This window comes from Pantoea agglomerans (assembly GCF_021397715.1).
Lineage (GTDB): Bacteria > Pseudomonadota > Gammaproteobacteria > Enterobacterales > Enterobacteriaceae > Pantoea > Pantoea astica.
This window is the reverse complement of sequence record NZ_CP090207.1, coordinates 2,902,556-2,919,305: the sequence shown is the minus strand read 5'-3', so window position 1 is coordinate 2,919,305 and position 16,750 is coordinate 2,902,556. Positions and strand designations below refer to the sequence as shown.

The window sequence follows — 16,750 nt, the reverse complement described above, 5'->3', positions numbered from 1 at the left end:
ATGCATTAGTGTGCATTTGGGTTAAGTCTGGGTGTAAAATTCGGTAGAATTAGCGTTGACTGAAAAGTAGTTAGTAATCAAACGGATAATTTTAGAGTGTTCCCCGCGCGAGCGGGGATGAACCGCTGCCCGCCCTGCTGCATCAGAACCATGAACGGTGTTCCCCGCGCGAGCGGGGATGAACCGCAAAAGTACGGCTCCGCGCAGCCGGATGACTGGTGTTCCCCGCGCGAGCGGGGATGAACCGTCGTCATCCTGGGAGAGGACCGCGACCAATGGGTGTTCCCCGCGCGAGCGGGGATGAACCGGCGGAGGGGCTGACGCAGGCAAAATTATGCGAGTGTTCCCCGAACGTTGGCCGCATCAGTGTTCCCCGCGTGAGCGGGGATAAACCGCCGGAGCGGCTTTATAATCCTCCAGGATCGCCGTGTTCCCCGCGCGAGCGGGGATAAACCGGTCTGAATATGATAAGAAGCCCGTTACGGCTAACAACACATAGAGTGAAAAGTCATCTTTCTAAAAAAGCCCGCGTTTAAGCCTGATTACAGTCAGTTAAATATATCAATGAATATAAATTCGCAGGAAAGCTTAGCGAGGGAGAGAAGGGATCAGGATTTCAGCCCGGTTGTACTTCATTAACGGGGAGCAGGTCAGGCCCGAACTCTCGGACCTTATTTCCTTAACTGACGAGCATTACGACAAACGTTGGCCTTTTTTTATCGCGGTTTACCGGCCTGGCCGCCTGGGCTAATAAATCCGGCCTGACGTTGCCAGACCGCACCTCGGCCGCGTGCTGTCCCTCTGCTTTACAGTGACTCAACCCGGCTGCTGCGGAGCCCATCGGCGCTGACCGAACGTACCTGTACTGCGCCACTCACCTGCGGTGGTTGAGCGGCATCGTACCGCTGCCAGTGTGTGCCGTTATCCAGACTGTATTCCAGCGTCACACCAGGCAACGCAACATTCATCGCCAGCACGCCTGCGACAATTTTCGCGCCCGGCACCGGCAGCCGATAAGCGATACCGGCTTTGTCCAGCTTCGCCAGCTCACGCTGTCCCAGCAGGTTAGCGAAGCGTTGCCAGTCCTGCTGGAGCGCATGACGATCCACCAGACGGGTCTGCCCGCCGATAAATTCCCGTCCGGCCCGGTAGTCCAGCTCCCAGCTGGCACGATGCCAGCTGCGCTCTGCCACCGCAAACAAACGGGGATAAATCATATATTCCATCTGCGGGTCGGTACGCACGGTTTCACTCCAAAGCTGCGCGGAAAGACCATAGGCACCGGTCCACGGCTTATCCGATTTAGCGCTGAAAGCGTTACCGTCGCGATCTGTTGAGGTTTCAGCATTCTGCGGCAGGTTATCGGGGGCGAAGGCAAATATTTTGCGTTCATCACTGAAGCGGGTGCCCCAGTAGTAGCCGCGTTCCTGCGGATTGACCTCTGAGGGGAAATCGAGATAGAGGTAGTCGGGGCTGGAAATCACCACATCATAGCCTTTCTGTGTCCAGTCACTGGCGCTGTCAAAACCGCCCCAGTAGAGCGTATCCCAGAAATTGACCGCCACGCGTGGGGTGGCGAACGCACGCGCATCTTTGGCATCTTTTAAACCGTCCTGCCACGCCTGCATTTTGCCGATACCGTGACGCTGAACAATCGCACTGACTGTCATCGCAAAATAGCTTGGCAGATGTGCCAGATCGTTGACTTTTCCGCTGTTGATCAGCGCCTGACAAACCTGCGATTTAGCCCAGGGACGATCTTCCTGCTGCCAGTCGCGCAGGCCGGTGCCGGGCTTAGGCTGGTGGCGGTCGGAATAGCCCGGCCCGAAGCGAATATTTTTCGCTTCGTCACCCCCGAAATGCCAGGTGGTCAGCGGCTGTCCCGCTTCGCGGTGCATCGCCTGAATTTCACCGATCACTTTGTCGACAAAGCGCTGGGAAGCATCAATGCAGGGATTGAGATAGCTGGTGCGATCGTAGAGCTGTACCGAGGTGGTATTAGAGTCATCCGTCGGATCGATCAGGCGATATGCACTGGCCTGATCGGGTTGCCCGGCATGCATCAGTCGCTGGTAGCGTGCCTCCATGGCGATCACTGCCGCACGCGCATGGGCGGGCATATCGATCTCCGGGATAACGGTGATATGGCGCGCCTGCGCATACTCCACAATCTCGATGTAGTCGGCGCGGCTGAAATAGCCGCTGCCGTTGTTGTCACTGAACGGCCCCGAACCGAGCTGCGGCAGCAGGCAGCGCTGTTCAGTGAGATCGTGACAGCGCTGGCTGCCCACCTCGGTTAATTCCGGCAGGCCGGGAATTTCAATCCGCCAGCCTTCATCATCACTCAGGTGAAAATGGAAGGTATTCATCTTCCATGCCGCCATCTGATCGAGCAGCCGCAATACCGCCTGCTTGCTGTGGAAGTTGCGTGCCACATCAAGAAAGGCACCGCGATAGGCGAAGCGGGGCGCATCTGTCGCATCCAGCGTGGCGATCTGCGGGGTGCCGTCAGCAGGGATCAGGGAGAGAATCGACATCAGCCCATAAAACGCTCCCGCGGCATCGTAGCCGACGATGCTGGCACTGCGGGCGTTGATATTCAGCCGGTAAGCACCGGATTTGGCCAGTGCGCCGCTGAAATAGCCAGGCCGGATGTCACTGGTAATCGCATAGCCCGACGCGCGCTGTTGGACCCCCAGTTGTTCAAAGCGCTGAACAACCGCCTGGCGCGTAGCGGTACTCAGCCCGTTGAGCGACAGCGTGACGCCGCGGCTGAGTGAGGCATCGTGCGGATGAAGTTTAACCTCAAGCGGCGTCGGGCTGATCTGACCGCGTAAGGCCGAAGCGGGCAGAGGCGTGATATCGCTGTTTTTATCAAAGCGGCTGACGGGCTGCATCAGGACATTGTGGTCATCCGCGCTGCGTCGCCAGTTATCCCCAAACGGCAGCACAAACTTACTGAGATCTTCGCTGTCGGTGCTGGCAATGATTTGTGGCGTTGCCTGACCGGCGGTGACATACCAGCGCGGCATCACATCGGTGATAAACAGCTGCCAGTACTCGTTCACGATCGGAATCTCTACCGACTCGCCAGCCCCGATGCCGGTGAACTTATTGGTCGGCTCAAGACGGGTTAAATCACCGACTATATGGGTCATCTTAAACTGGTCGTTATCCACCCGCAGCGTCTGATGGACGTTGCTCATATATATGGCCCAGTGTTTGTCCGTCAGCGCCGGACCGTGGTTGGTCAGGGTAATGGTGGCGCGATTACAGGCCGCCCAGTCTGCCCCTAATGCTGCGCAGTCGACCCCGTGCAGGGCGGCCAGATTATCCTTCACCTGATAGGTCACGCCAAACTGGCTGATCTGATTTACCAGCGACTGCTCCGACGGACTGGCAGCGCTGGAGAGGGCAACGCTCAGCAGGCTGAGCGCAAAAAAACGTTGGGTTAACATGTCATCATCCTTGTTTCGGCTAGAGAGATCCCGGTCAGCGGCGTGGGTCAGAACAGGGTAAAGGGTGCGATCACCATCAGCTTGATATCCTTCTCGTCCTGAAAAATATTGCCGTAGCCCCCGCTGTAACTGGGCAGATTGCTGTGATTGTCGTAACGGGTGTAGTGCAGTTTAATCAGCGTATCTTTAGCGCGGCCCTGCTGAATCTGGTAGATCAGATCGAGGTTCCAGGCAGACTCGGTCAGCCGTTGACGCTGGTCAAACTGAGGCTGGGTGGCGGGTCTGGCGTCCCAGCCCCAGACCCAGGAGCCGCCCACTTTCCAGCCCGCCAGCTGCCAGGGCGTTAAGTCGAGCAGGGCACCGGCAAAAATCGCTTTTTCACCGTTGGCGTTCCAGTCGGAACGGGCATCCCACCAGATATCCAGTCGTCCGTTGGAGCTGGCGTAACCCGGCGTCATACGTTGTAAAAAGAAGCCCTGATTCCCTTCGGCTTTAACCCAGGTGCCTTCGAGTCGCAGATCAACCGGGCCGACGGTGTAGCCGACAGTGATCGCCTGTAACCAGGCCAGGCCGTCATAGACATCACGGGGATTAGCGGCACCGCCCGCTACTTTGTCGTGCGCCCCGTAAAACTGATAGCTGGTGTAAAGTGCATTGCCGTTTGGCGTGGCTGACCACGAGGCTTTGGCGAAATATTGATCCATATAATCCGCCGCCTGGCCAAAAGCGCCCTCAAGCACCAGATTATTTTTGAAGTCATATTTCATGCCGAACGAATGCAGATAGCTGACAGGCGTTTTGCCATCAGCCTGACGAAAATCATATAAGTCACGATACCAGGGCGCTTTATATTTGTCGCTCCACATCCAGGAGAGTGATAATGCACCGGCCTGCTGGAAATCATACAGCGCACCGACTTCGACGCCGCGATAGGTTCCGGGTAAGAAACTCCAGTGTGGCGCAATAATTGTCTGGCCGGTTGGCTGAATATACCCGGCGCGCAACCAGTAATCGTTATATTTTAATTTCAGTGCGGCTTTATAAACAGAAGCACCGCCGCTGTCGCCATTCCACTTTTCATCCCAGCGGGTACGCGCCTTACTGAAGCCAATTTCATTGGGTGCGGCGGGGCCGCTGTTGGAAAGCTCAGCAGCACCGAAAATCGCGAGGTCCAGACCAATCCACTCCCCGACATAGCCTGACTGATAGTCGAGATTACTGTTGAGCGAGGCATGATGTAAATTAGCCCGATACTGCCCCTGATATTCACTGGTGGGATCGGTGTCTCTGCGATCTCGCTGACGCTGCCAGTAAAAAACATTTCCCTTTAGCGACGAGTCATCAATAAATCCGCTGGCGTAAGCCGGTGATGAACTTATTGCTGTTGACGCAATTATTACGGTGGCTATTTCAATTAACGTTAACGCGTAGTTAATTTTTCGCATGACCACTCTTCCCTGAATGAATTTAAGATGCTTGCTATGAATTTTTATGGCGACAATCTATTTTTCGCGACGCGAAATATCAATTGGCGGCAGGGTGTTTTGTGAACTATTGCGCAGAACCCGATGAGATAAAATAAAGCAGGTGCAATATGGGAGGGGAAATTAATATTCTGATAAAGATGTTAGTTATTGGCAGGGCTGCTGCAACGGGAGGCTGGCGGTGCGAACGGACTTCCCGGTTGTGTGACAATCAGCCTGCTCAGATAAGCAGGCTGACTGATAAGGCGATTAAACCTGCTTCACTGCCCATCCCTTATGCTTACTGGTTTTGCCAATCCCCGGATTAAAACTGTTAGTGGGATCGAGCTGCCGGTAAAAGGCCGCCAGCTGCGGTTTGGCCTGATAGAGATGACCGACGTTGTGCTCCGCCGGATACTCCGCCCCGCGCGCCTGTAAAATCTCCAGCATCTGCGCTTTCAGCTGATGAGCATCAACGCCTTTTCTGACGATGTAATCCTGATGGAACACATGACAGAAAAAGTGACCGTAGTAGAGGCTGTGGCTGAGTGAGTTTTTTATCGCCTCGGGCAGGGTTTCAAACCAGTTAGGGTCATTGCGTCGCAATGCGATATCCAGTGCCAGAATATCTTCCACCTCATCCGCATGCACCGCGTGATAGCGCACCGCGGCGCCTGCGGCGGCAAAACGATGCAGGAAAGCATGGGCACCTTCTTTCCCATCACACTCAAAAAATTCGCCGCCGCCTTCGCGAAAGTAATCGCGTAAATAGTTACGCGCTTCAGCCACGCCGTCGCCGGACATTTTCAGCATCAGGTAATGTTCATATTTGTCGCGATACTGCTTCATTCGTTCAGGCAGATGCGCCGGAAAGAGGCGGCTCAGGCGCTGCAACAGGCGATCGCTGAAGTGCGGTTTGATAAATGACAGCTTGCTCAGCCAGGCATCCACACGACCTTTCAGCGTGAAGAACAGCGGCATCTTGTCGGTGCCCAGCTTGTCGATCATCAGAAAGGTATCTTTGCCGTAGACTTCGGCGATGTCATAGATATCGCGGTGCATATATTCACCCGCTACCGGCAGATTGCTGAAGTGCGCCAGCATGTGGCGGCGAATGTCGCTCAGCACGTCGGGATCGTTGGTACCGATATAGAACACCTGCTGCTGCGGTTCGCTGGCGAAAGTATCGAGACGCACGGCGAAGACCGCCAGCTTACCGGCACAGCCGGAGGCTTCAAACAGGCGACGCGCATCGGCGTTATAGCGGGCGGGCGTATCCGCATCCACTTCACGAACCCGGTCGGCATATTCATGATCGGAGGCGTGACGGCCATCATGCAGGACATCGCTCTGCTGCCAGCGATCGTCATCCAGCCGGCCCAGAATCTCTTCCGGTGAATGCCCTAAATCGATGCCAAGATGGTTAACCAGCCGCAGTTTGCCCTGGGCATCTATCTGCGCGAACAGCGCCATTTCGCTGTAGGCCGGGCCGCGTTTGATCAGCGACCCGCCGGAATTATTACAAATTCCGCCCAGCACCGAGGCACCAATGCAGGACGATCCAATCACTGAATGCGGCTCGCGTCCCAGCGGTTTGAGCACTTTTTCCAGCTGATAGAGCGTGCTGCCGGGAAACGCCAGCACCTGTTTGCCGTCATCAATTAACTGGAGCTTATCCAGCCGCAGCGTACTGATGATCACCAGCGGACGATCGTAATCGTCGCCGTGCGGCGTCGAGCCTTCAGTCAGGCCGGTATTCGCCGCCTGCATCAGAATAATGGCGTCGGCATTGACCAGCGTCTGCAATACCCGCCACAGCTCCAGCAGCGTGGCAGGAAACACCACCGCCAGCGCGTCGCCTTCGCCGGAGCGAAAGCCTTTACGGTAGCGGGCGGTCTGTTCAGGTTCGGTAAGCAGATGCGCAGGGCCGACCAGGCGGCGTAAGTCAGAAAGCAGGGCAGAGGTCTGTTTCATGGGCAATTCCCTTGTCTTATCAGTGCGTCATTACTGTAGCACGTCAACTCGCTGCAACGCAGTGTGACACCGGCAGGCTACCTGCTATTCTCTTCTTGTGGCACACTGCCGCCTGTTTATTCGATATTGCGCAGTTACTTAAGAGAACCCAACCTGATGAAATGGATTTACTCTGTTAGTCTCGCTGTCTCCCTCGCGATGCAACCGGCATTGGCTGAGACAATGCCAGGTAACCACCCGATGACCGAGCAGGCGCGGGATGCGTTCGTCAACGATCTGCTTAAAAAAATGACGCTGGATGAGAAGATCGGCCAGCTGCGTTTAATCAGCGTCGGGCCTGATAATCCAAAAGAAGTCATCCGGGAGATGATTAAGAAAAGTCAGGTTGGCGCGATTTTCAATACCGTAACCCGTCAGGATATCCGTGCGATGCAGGATCAGGCGATGCAGCTCAGCCGCCTGAAAATTCCGCTGTTTTTCGCCTACGATGTGATCCACGGCCAGCGCACCATTTTCCCAATCCCACTCGGCCTGGCCGCCAGCTGGGATCTGGACGCAGTGAAAGAAGTAGGGCGGGTTTCCGCCTATGAAGCGGCCGACGATGGCCTGAATATGACCTGGGCACCGATGGTCGATGTCAGCCGTGAACCGCGCTGGGGTCGTGGCTCAGAAGGCTTTGGCGAAGATACCTACCTGACCGGCGAAATGGGCCGCAGCATGGTGCAGTCGATGCAGGGCAAAAGCGCGGCCGATCGCTATAACATCATGACCAGCGTCAAACACTTCGCACTGTATGGCGCGGTGGAAGGCGGGCGGGATTACAACACCGTGGATATGAGCCCACAGCGGATGTTCCAGGATTATCTGCCGCCCTATAAAGCCTCGCTGGATGCCGGCAGTGGCGGCGTGATGGTGGCGCTGAACTCGATCAACGGTGTCCCGGCTACCGCCGATGGCTGGCTGCTGAAAGATCTGCTGCGCGATAAATGGAAATTTAAAGGGATCACCATCAGCGATCACGGCGCGATCAAAGAGCTGATCAAGCATGGCGTTGCCAGCGATCCACAGGATGCGGTGCGTATCGCGCTGAAGTCGGGCGTCGATATGAGCATGAGCGACGAATATTACAGCAAATACCTGCCCGATCTGGTGAAGAGCGGCGCGGTCAGCATGGCGGAAATTGACGATGCGGCGCGTCACGTACTCAACGTCAAATATGATATGGGACTGTTTAACGATCCCTACAGCCATCTGGGTCCGAAAGAGAGCGATCCGCAGGATACCAATGCTGAAAGTCGCCTGCATCGGGCCGAAGCACGCGATGTGGCACGCAAAAGTATCGTGCTGCTGAAAAACCGGCTGGAAACCTTACCGCTGAAGAAATCGGGCACCATTGCCCTGATTGGTCCGCTGGCAGACAGCCAGCGCGACATCATGGGCAGTTGGTCAGCCGCTGGCGTGGCGAAACAATCCATTTCGCTGCTGCAGGGGATGCGCAATGCCACGGCGGGCAAAGCGACGCTGCTGTATGAAAAAGGGGCCAATATTACCGACAACAAAGGCATTCAGGATTTCCTAAACCTGTATGAACAGGCGGTATCGGTCGATCCCCGTTCGCCGCAGCAGCTGATTGATGACGCGGTTGCCAAAGCGAAGCAGGCAGATGTGGTGGTTGCGGCGGTAGGTGAAGCGCAGGGGATGGCGCATGAAGCGTCGAGCCGCAGCGATCTGGTGATCCCACCGAGCCAGCAGAAACTGTTAGCGGCGCTGAAAGCCACCGGCAAACCGCTGGTGATCGTGCTGATGAATGGTCGTCCGCTGGCGCTGGTGAATGAGGATCGGATGGCTGATGCGGTGCTGGAAACCTGGTTCAGCGGCACCGAAGGCGGTAACGCTATCGCTGATGTGCTGTTCGGTGATTACAATCCGTCGGGCAAGCTGCCGGTCTCCTTCCCGCGCTCGGTGGGCCAGATTCCGATCTACTACAACCACCTGCCGACCGGCCGTCCGTACAACCCGGAGAAGCCGAACAAATATACCTCGCATTACTATGATGCGGCCAACGGCCCGCTCTATCCGTTTGGTTACGGTCTGAGCTATACCACTTTCACCGTGTCGCCGGTAAAAATGTCATCGCCGACCATGCCGCGTAACGGCAGCATCGAAGCCAGCGTTACGGTGACCAACAGCGGCAAGCGTGACGGTGCCACCGTGGTGCAGCTTTATCTGAACGATCCGGTCGCCTCCATCAGCCGTCCGGTGCAGGAACTGCGCGGCTTTAAACGCATCATGCTGAAGGCGGGCGAGTCACAGACCGTGACCTTTAAGATTGATGTCGATGCGCTGAAGTTCTGGAACCAGCAGATGCAGCAGGTGGCGGAACCGGGTAAATTCAATGTGATGATCGGGCTGGATTCAGCGCGTACCCAGCACGCCCAGTTCGACTATCTATAACCGTTCACCTTCCCTCGTTCTGAGGGAAGGTGGCGCGGCGCGCCGGCAGCAACGGCGCGCCGCCTCCTTTCCGTTATCAGAGTGCTCATGATTAATCTGCGTGACCGCATCCAGCAACAGGTGTTTCGCCTTAACGGCCTGTCGCTGAATGAATTCGATATTTCTCAGCCGCCCGGCGATCCCGGCCTGTTTGGCCCGGATAGCGTTATCTGGCAGGTCCACGGTGATTTTACCTCGATGATGTGCGGCGGTATCAGCGCACTGCTGTTACAGATGCTGCACCCGGCAGCGCTGGCGGGCGTCTGGGACCACTCCAATTTTCGCCAGGATATGATGGGCCGCCTGCGCCGCACCAGCCAGTTTATCGCGGTGACCACCTTTGGTAACACTCAGGATGCCCATACGCTGATTGAACGGGTAAAGCGGATTCACCTTAAAGTCAGCGGCGTCGACAGCGCCGGTAAACCCTATGCGGCCAGCGATCCGCATCTGCTGACCTGGGTTCACGTAGCAGAAACCAGCCGCTTTCTGGCGGCTCATCTGCGCTACAAAAACCCGCGTCTCAGTCGCGCCGATCAGGATCGCTATTATCAGGAAGCCGCGCTGATCGCCGAAGCGCTGGGCGCGGAGAAGGTGCCGAAAAGCGTCCTCGATGTTGCCGATTACCTGCAACAGATGCGTCCGGAGCTGCGCTTTGATCAGCGCACGGCGGAAGTGACGCGCCTGCTGATGAACGCGCCCGCCCCAAGCTGGCAGGCCAGACCGGTGATGAAGGTGATGCTGAAGTCAGGTTTTGGCCTGATGCCGGACTGGGCGCAGGCGATGTCCGGGCGCGAAACCGGTCGCTTTCAGCAGGCGATGATCGATCAGCAGATCGCGGCGATTGCCGTCGGGTTGAGATGGTCGATTCAGCGCGGCGCCTGGTATCGGGCGATGGTCAGGATGGGGCGAGATCCGGGGTGAGGGGAGTTAAGATTAGTTTTAGCGAAGCCGTAAAATAGTGAAATGCTCAGTCTTGTAATCACCTTTTTAAGGCTGTCTGATTCAATGCCGAATGGTTTTTTAAGAAGGGGATTTAAAAAGCAATGCTAAATTCCCGTCGATCCGGTGAGAACGCTAACGGGAATTTAAAATTGTGTATGAAAATATTAATTAGGCTTTTTTACTTTCTAAATTTAAGCATGGCATTCTGCCATTTATTATGTTGCCACGTTTGAATTCTGTTTCTTTAATGCTGACATCATGTGATGAGTTTTTTCAACATTGGTAAATAATCGTGCCAGATAAGCACCATCATGATTATTTGTTATGAATAATTCGGTTCTACTGAGTATAGAATTGAATATAGTAGTAACTATGCTTTCATCAATATTGATAATGTCTGTGGACTTCCATATTGGGAGTTCGTGAAAAACCATAGCGCTCATATATCTGTTGCCATGTGTTAATATGCCGTATATTTTTTTGTCTCGTAATTTATTTATGTTTTTTGATTTCTCTTCTATTTTGCTTTCTATAACTCTTTGAAGTTTTACTGTATTTATAACCCGTACGCTTGATACCGATGAGTTAAATACGGAACGATATAAAGCACCCTCAAGGTTTTCAAAAAACTTACCACGCTGTGATTTCAGTGTTACAATATTACTAGCCGTACCTCCGGCACAAACCAATGAGTTTAATGCATCGTCAATTGTTATTACATTATTTGAAAAGATGGTGTTTTCGTTATTTCTAAGTAACTGGTAAGTATAACCATCAATAATTAGCTCTTTACTTAATCTGTTCTGCTCAGTTTCTTGAGACGCAAAATCTCTACCTAATACTCTGTTTTGGTGATTGTTCGCGCGAGTAATGCTACGAACGATACCTGCATCTTCTATGACTATAAATCTAGCTTGTATTTTTACTTTTCTTAGGGATTCATCGTCAATGGTTTTCTGTTTCGCCAGAATGCCTAGCGAGCTTACTGTTTGCGCTCCATTAATTATGCTGATATCAGAAAAAGAAAATAAACCACGGGTTCGATCTGTTGATACATTACGACGATGGGAATTAGCTGATTTAACTAATACCGTTATCCCATTGTTATAAAACCAAAAGTTTTCAGGGGCGCTAATTGCTGTCTTTTTTATAGATTCATTAACATCTGTATTTCCTAGTATGTTCCTAATGTTTTTGAAAATAATTGTTGACCGTGATTTTCCCACCATTCACTGACTTGATCTGCTGTAATAATTCCAAAATACGCTTCATATGGATCCGATATTTTTCCATATTCAGAAAGCTCTACATCCTGAAGGTTTATTGCAGATAAAGACTGACCTTGAATAGCATTGGTAATATCCTCAGCAGAAAAAATATGAACTTGGAATGGGTAATCACTGGGATTAATAGAGGTTGTATCTACACAGGCTGCTTCATTTAGTTCTTGTTGCCATGCCTGCATATCACTAAGTATCTCGTCAGCCGCACCAGTTTTTCCAGTGTGAGCCATAACGAATAAAAATTTATAGTCCATAGAATCCAGAGCAACATCTATGTCCGACGATATTGCTTGAAGCTGGCTGTCGAATCTTTCATATTCTTGCCTTTGCAATTTTGAACATGCATCTTTAAATCTTAGGAAATCAGCTGTGTTCCATGTACTTTGTCCATTCTGATTGAATTTTGCCTGAACTACGATAAGTAACTTATCAACATGAGAAACATAAATAGCATCAATTCCCCCATCTTGAGAGCTATCACAAACAGAAGAACCGGCTAAAATGTCATCAACACCACCATGGCAACTAACTGCAAACGCAGCAATAGCTCTACTTGCCATCTTTTCGTTATATTGTGGTGAGGTTTGATCGCTGCATTCACGTTTATGAATGTGATTTTGAAAGCGTTCCCTTAAAGTAGTTCCAATCCTTTTGGCTTGAACTCCTGCTGTTGCTGAGGCTGGTGCTGCATTCGCACTAGGGGAAATGTCAGTTACAATCGTCATTTTAGAACTATTCCTTATTCATTTAATATCAACTGGATATTATCAATTAATTTTCATTGATGTAAGTAAATCATTAGAATTCATAACTGATAAGTGATTTTTTATGGATATAAGGCAAAATTTAGAAATTTTAGTCTACCCGCTTTTTAATTAGCCTATTAGCTGCTGTCGTCGTGCTCATTGTCTTATAGCGTACTTCGAACGTATAACTGCCCAAAGCACGTTTAAACGTATATTTAATGGCACCACATAATTCATGAGGTTCATTTTCTCATCAACCTAACTTTCTCTCATCTGCCTCGCAAATCCACCCCCAGCCTCCACACTTTGAGACTATTACCCTTGTCTCAGATGGCGGCAGTCACGATCCTGCTCTATTCTCGGGGAAAATGGATTCCTCCAGGCTTTGTCGAGGCACTATGACGTACAAATCCCTGATTGCTGAAGTCCACAATCAGCAACACACCCTGACCGCGATTGTCGAGCAGGATGCGCGCACCGCCTATTTTTATATCTGGCCGACCGATCTGTTTCGCAGCCAGTACGCGGTGCGCGGCTGTTGGTTACGAAACCTGCTGCCGGCACCGGCACAGGAAGATCGCGAAGCGATGGAGCAGGGCATTGCGCCGCTGCTCAGCGCCGAGTATTGCCGCAACCTGGAAGCGGAGCCGGAACTTGATCCGGCGGGCTTACAGGTGCTCTGGGAGCCGAGCGATGATGGCGCGGCCCTGTGGTATTACGGGCAGCTGCTGGCCGTTATTCCAGGCTGGAGCCTGTATCAGGAGAAGCAGGTCAGTTTCTCCGCCGGCTGTATCAAAAAAAACCGGCTGACGGCCCCGCTGGGTTCGGCCTCCACTAACGACTATTACGCCCGCGCTGAACAGCAGCGCCAGTTCTGGCGTGAATGGCACGACGGTAGCGAGTGGGACAAGGTGCAGCAGGATTTAATGGCCTGCTACCAGGCGCGCTTTGGCGAGTCGGTGAAATATTACGCCATCGATCAGGGCAGCTGGCCGCCAATGGCGATTTCACAACACTGGCATCAGGGCGTCTGGTACTTCCTGACGCTTGGTATGAGCATCCGCCCGATGCCGCAGGTTGATTATCTGTTTGATGAGCTGGCTCCGCAGTATCGCCGTATCGAACTCGGCATGGCGGTTGACGGCGAAGTGATGACCGAAGGCAATGCGGTGCAGATGGCCAGTGCGCTGGCGGAATTTGTGCATCTGCCGTGGGCGCGCCTGACCTGGCTGGGGGAAGGGCATACGCTGGCGTCGGAAGTGGCGCCGGTGGGTTTTGACAGCTTTTTGCTGTCGGGCGAGCTGGCTACTGAGAGCGCGCAGCTGAAGCTGCCGAAGCGCGACGGCGACCGGCCAGCGCTGCTGTGGGCCACGCCGGTTACCGAGGCGGAGCGCCAGTTTGCTCAGGCGGATGAGCACGGCGGGCAACGGTTGCGTGAGCGATTGACGGCTGACGGCAATAACCACATCTTCCGGCCACGTCAGCAGGTGGTGGATTCACCGGAATAACGCGCAACGTCGCTGCTTCGGGCAAATCAGGAGCGGCGGCATCGCCAGGCGCTAACACTAAATTCTCAGGCGAATCAGTCATATTTTAAAACTGTGATCCTGCTCATCTCAAGTTCCGCTGGGCCGCGCCGTTAACCCGAATAAGGCAATCGCGCCACACCAGGTCCAGGGGAACAAAGATGTTAAAAACAACACAATCCCGCTTCACCGCAACACTCATCGCTTTCTTTGTTGCGCTCCTCCTGATCACCGTCTGGGTGATTAACCAGTTTGTTGCTCCACAGCTGATCGACAGCGAAAGAAGTCTGGTTCGCTATCAGGTCGATTCACTGGCTTCCGGCATCGTCGAACAGATGAACCGCGTCCAGGCGCAGCAGCGCGCCATCACTGAAGCTGCGTCTGTGATGGATAGCGCCACCATCGACACCTTACTGCCTACGCTGGTGAACCAGTATCAGGACAGCAACGTGTTTGGCGGCGGTATTTGGCCTCTGCGCAATCGTCGCGATCCGGCGAAAGAAAAAAACAGCAGCTTCTTTGCCCGTAACGCCAGTAATGAACTGCAGGTCAACACCTACTGGAACTCCGATGCGGCTGATAAATACTGGGAGCAATCCTGGTACAAAGATGGCATGGCGGCAGCGAAAGGACAGTGTGCCTGGGCTAAAGCCTATCAGGATGCGGCCAGCCCGCAGCCGCGCACCAACTGCGCCATGGCGATCTATCGCGATGGCACCGTCTGGGGCGTCTCGACCATCGACGTAACGCTCGGTTTCTTCAACCAGCTGGCGAAACAGATGGGTGAAACCATTCATGGCAACGTGCTGATCGTTGAAGCCGACGGTAAAGTGGTTGGCAACGGTGCGCTGGTCAATGCCGCGCCGAAACTGGAGAACCTGGCTGATGTGCAGTTGCCGATGGCCGCGCCGCTGAAAGCGCTGCTGAGCGGTGTCGGCAGCCAGCCGCTGGAAACCACCTTTGATAGCAACGATGGTGAACAGACCCTGCTGGTGCAGGCGATTCCCGGCAGCCCGTGGTATCTCGCCAGTAGCCTGCCGACCAGCCTGCTGAAAGCGCAATCTCACAATATGCTGACCCGGCTGGGCCTGGTGCAGATCCCGCTGGCGGTGATCCTGCTGCTGGTGCTGCTCGGTTTTGTCCGCGCCATGATGAAACGCCTCAGCGTGCTTAACAGCAACATCGAAGCCCTGTCGACCGGCGGTGCGGATCTGACTCAGCGTCTGCCCGCCAGCAACAGCCCGGAATTTAACGCGGTGGCGCAGAGCTTTAACCAGTTTATCAGCTACCTGCAGGGGCTGATGCAGCAGGTCGGCGACAGCGCGCTGGCGATAACCGCCGCCTCACGCGAAATTGCCAGCGGCAACGCTAACCTCTCGTCGCGTACTGAAGATCAGGCCAGTTCGATTGTCGAAACGGCGGCCTCAATGGAAGAGCTGACCGGCACGGTACGGCAGAATGCGGACAACGCCACCCATGCTAACCAGCTGGCGGGCGATGCGTCACAGGTTGCGGCGCGCGGCACCGAAGTGGTGCGTCAGGTGGTGACGACGATGGGCGAAATTCATCACTCTTCGCGTAAAGTGGTCGATATCATCAGCGTGATCGACAGCATCGCCTTCCAGACCAACATCCTGGCGCTTAACGCGGCGGTGGAAGCGGCGCGGGCCGGTGAGCAGGGGCGTGGTTTTGCCGTAGTGGCATCCGAAGTGCGTAACCTGGCACAGCGTTCGGCTAACTCGGCGCGTGAGATTAAAAAGCTGATCGAAGAGTCGGTGTCGAATATTGATGCCGGCAGCGCGCTGGTAGAACAGGCGGGACAAACCATGGATGAGCTGATGCAGGGCGTCAGCAGCGTGACCACCCTGATGAGTGAAATCATGTCAGCCAGCCGTGAACAGAGTATGGGTATCGAACAGGTAAACGTGGCGATTACCCAGCTTGACGGCACTACCCAGCAGAACGCCGTGCTGGTGGAGCAGGTTTCCGCCGCTGCGCAGGCAATGGAAGTTCAGAGCACCCAGCTTGAGCGGGTGGTGCAGAGCTTTAAATTATAATTCCTCTCCAGGCCAGCCTCGCTGGCCTGATTTCCTTCCCGCTTCATTTGTTTATCAAAGACTGGCTGTCGTTAAAAAAACCTTTTTTGGCCGCCCAAACAGGCAATCTTGTGCCAGAATAGTTGGGAATAATCTCAAGGAAACGCCATGTCTGCTATTGAAGTTATCCTCGTTGACCACCTCGATCGTCCCACCGGCAAAATGGAAAAGCTGGAAGTGCATGAAAAAGGATTGCTGCACCGCGCGGTGACGGTCTACGTCTTCAATTCCCGGCAGGAGCTGCTGTTGCAGCGGCGCGCCAGTGATAAATATCACTGTGGTGGATTGTGGAGTAACACCTGTTGCGGCCATCCTTATCCGCATGAATCGACCCGGGATGCGGCCGAACGCCGCCTGCGCGAAGAGATGGGCATGACGGTCAGCCTGACGCCGATGTTCGAGCTAAGCTACAACCTGCCGCTGAGCAATGGCCTGACCGAGCATGAATATGGTCACGTCTTCTTTGCCGTCAGCGATCGTCTGCCGCAGCTTAATCCGCAGGAAGCGGACGCCTTTGATTACCGTTCGCTGGCAACCATTGAACAGCAGATGCAGCAGCAGCCACAGCAATTCACTCCGTGGTTTTTGCATACTTTTCCGCGCATTCCGGCCCATCTCGACGCGTTTCCGGCATAAAAAAACCGCACGCTAAGGTGCGGTTCTGGTCGTCGATAACGCGTTGGCTCAGGCAGCATACCTCCTTCGCAAAATCGCTGTTTAAGGCAGGCTCAGCACGGGCCATGCACGGCTCGCGCTGCTTTGCTAC

At 54.0% G+C, this 16,750-nt stretch carries 10 protein-coding genes and 1 CRISPR repeat array; of the genes, 5 read left to right on the top strand and 5 right to left on the bottom strand.

Features of this window, described 5'->3' with window-relative positions; all coding sequences use genetic code 11:
* Positions 1–95: 95 nt before the first annotated feature.
* Positions 96–456: a CRISPR direct-repeat array (repeat unit 30 nt; unit sequence GGTGTTCCCCGCGCGAGCGGGGATGAACCG).
* A 350-nt stretch (positions 457–806) separates the two neighbouring features.
* The 3 genes from LZU96_RS13785 to dld all read right to left on the bottom strand — a co-directional run bounded on the left by LZU96_RS13785 (position 807) and on the right by dld (position 6,895).
* Positions 807–3,458, bottom strand: a complete 2,652-nt coding sequence (locus LZU96_RS13785) for a beta-N-acetylhexosaminidase (RefSeq protein ID WP_233984824.1) — start codon at positions 3,456–3,458, stop codon at positions 807–809.
* A gap of 47 nt (positions 3,459–3,505) precedes the next feature.
* Positions 3,506–4,903 (bottom strand): chitoporin ChiP, encoded by a 1,398-nt coding sequence (chiP, locus tag LZU96_RS13780; RefSeq protein WP_233984823.1) that lies wholly within the window; start codon positions 4,901–4,903, stop codon positions 3,506–3,508.
* A gap of 288 nt (positions 4,904–5,191) precedes the next feature.
* The gene (gene dld / locus LZU96_RS13775) at positions 5,192–6,895 is read right to left on the bottom strand and encodes a D-lactate dehydrogenase (protein WP_233984822.1); all 1,704 of its coding nucleotides are present in this window, start codon (positions 6,893–6,895) and stop codon (positions 5,192–5,194) included.
* 156 nt (positions 6,896–7,051) lie between these two features.
* On the opposite strand from dld, the gene bglX reads away from it, so the two are divergent.
* Together bglX and LZU96_RS13765 are read left to right on the top strand one after the other, a co-directional pair.
* The gene (gene bglX / locus LZU96_RS13770) at positions 7,052–9,349 is read left to right on the top strand and encodes a beta-glucosidase BglX (protein WP_233984821.1); all 2,298 of its coding nucleotides are present in this window, start codon (positions 7,052–7,054) and stop codon (positions 9,347–9,349) included.
* Between the two features lie 87 nt (positions 9,350–9,436).
* Positions 9,437–10,312, top strand: coding sequence for an oxygenase MpaB family protein (locus LZU96_RS13765; RefSeq protein ID WP_233984820.1), 876 nt, complete (start codon positions 9,437–9,439; stop codon positions 10,310–10,312).
* Between the two features lie 236 nt (positions 10,313–10,548).
* On the opposite strand, the gene LZU96_RS13760 is transcribed toward LZU96_RS13765, so the two are convergent.
* Positions 10,549–11,562 (bottom strand): AIPR family protein, encoded by a 1,014-nt coding sequence (locus tag LZU96_RS13760; RefSeq protein ID WP_233984819.1) that lies wholly within the window; start codon positions 11,560–11,562, stop codon positions 10,549–10,551.
* Positions 11,508–12,341: a hypothetical protein gene (locus tag LZU96_RS13755; RefSeq protein WP_233984818.1), complete on the bottom strand. Its 834-nt coding sequence runs from the start codon at positions 12,339–12,341 to the stop codon at positions 11,508–11,510. The genes LZU96_RS13760 and LZU96_RS13755 overlap by 55 nt, the downstream gene beginning before the upstream one ends.
* 419 nt (positions 12,342–12,760) lie before the next feature.
* Between LZU96_RS13755 and LZU96_RS13750 the strand changes: the two genes are divergently transcribed.
* The 3 genes from LZU96_RS13750 (at position 12,761) to idi (ending at position 16,620) form a co-directional block, all read left to right on the top strand.
* Positions 12,761–13,870: a suppressor of fused domain protein gene (locus LZU96_RS13750; protein WP_233984817.1), complete on the top strand. Its 1,110-nt coding sequence runs from the start codon at positions 12,761–12,763 to the stop codon at positions 13,868–13,870.
* A gap of 179 nt (positions 13,871–14,049) precedes the next feature.
* The gene (locus LZU96_RS13745; protein WP_233984816.1) at positions 14,050–15,945 is read left to right on the top strand and encodes a methyl-accepting chemotaxis protein; all 1,896 of its coding nucleotides are present in this window, start codon (positions 14,050–14,052) and stop codon (positions 15,943–15,945) included.
* A 147-nt stretch (positions 15,946–16,092) separates the two neighbouring features.
* Positions 16,093–16,620, top strand: coding sequence for an isopentenyl-diphosphate Delta-isomerase (idi, locus tag LZU96_RS13740; protein WP_233984815.1), 528 nt, complete (start codon positions 16,093–16,095; stop codon positions 16,618–16,620).
* Positions 16,621–16,750: the final 130 nt, after the last annotated feature.

Bases quoted from the DNA above. Each gene is read 5' to 3' on its own strand.
- idi (WP_233984815.1), top strand. From the start codon at position 16,093: ATGTCTGCTATTGAAGTTATCCTCGTTGACCACCTCGATCGTCCCACC.
- LZU96_RS13755 (WP_233984818.1), bottom strand. From the start codon at position 12,341: ATGACGATTGTAACTGACATTTCCCCTAGTGCGAATGCAGCACCAGCC.
- LZU96_RS13785 (WP_233984824.1), bottom strand. From the start codon at position 3,458: ATGTTAACCCAACGTTTTTTTGCGCTCAGCCTGCTGAGCGTTGCCCTC.
- chiP (WP_233984823.1), bottom strand. From the start codon at position 4,903: ATGCGAAAAATTAACTACGCGTTAACGTTAATTGAAATAGCCACCGTA.
- LZU96_RS13765 (WP_233984820.1), top strand. From the start codon at position 9,437: ATGATTAATCTGCGTGACCGCATCCAGCAACAGGTGTTTCGCCTTAAC.
- LZU96_RS13745 (WP_233984816.1), top strand. From the start codon at position 14,050: ATGTTAAAAACAACACAATCCCGCTTCACCGCAACACTCATCGCTTTC.
- bglX (WP_233984821.1), top strand. From the start codon at position 7,052: ATGAAATGGATTTACTCTGTTAGTCTCGCTGTCTCCCTCGCGATGCAA.
- LZU96_RS13760 (WP_233984819.1), bottom strand. From the start codon at position 11,562: ATGGTGGGAAAATCACGGTCAACAATTATTTTCAAAAACATTAGGAAC.
- dld (WP_233984822.1), bottom strand. From the start codon at position 6,895: ATGAAACAGACCTCTGCCCTGCTTTCTGACTTACGCCGCCTGGTCGGC.
- LZU96_RS13750 (WP_233984817.1), top strand. From the start codon at position 12,761: ATGACGTACAAATCCCTGATTGCTGAAGTCCACAATCAGCAACACACC.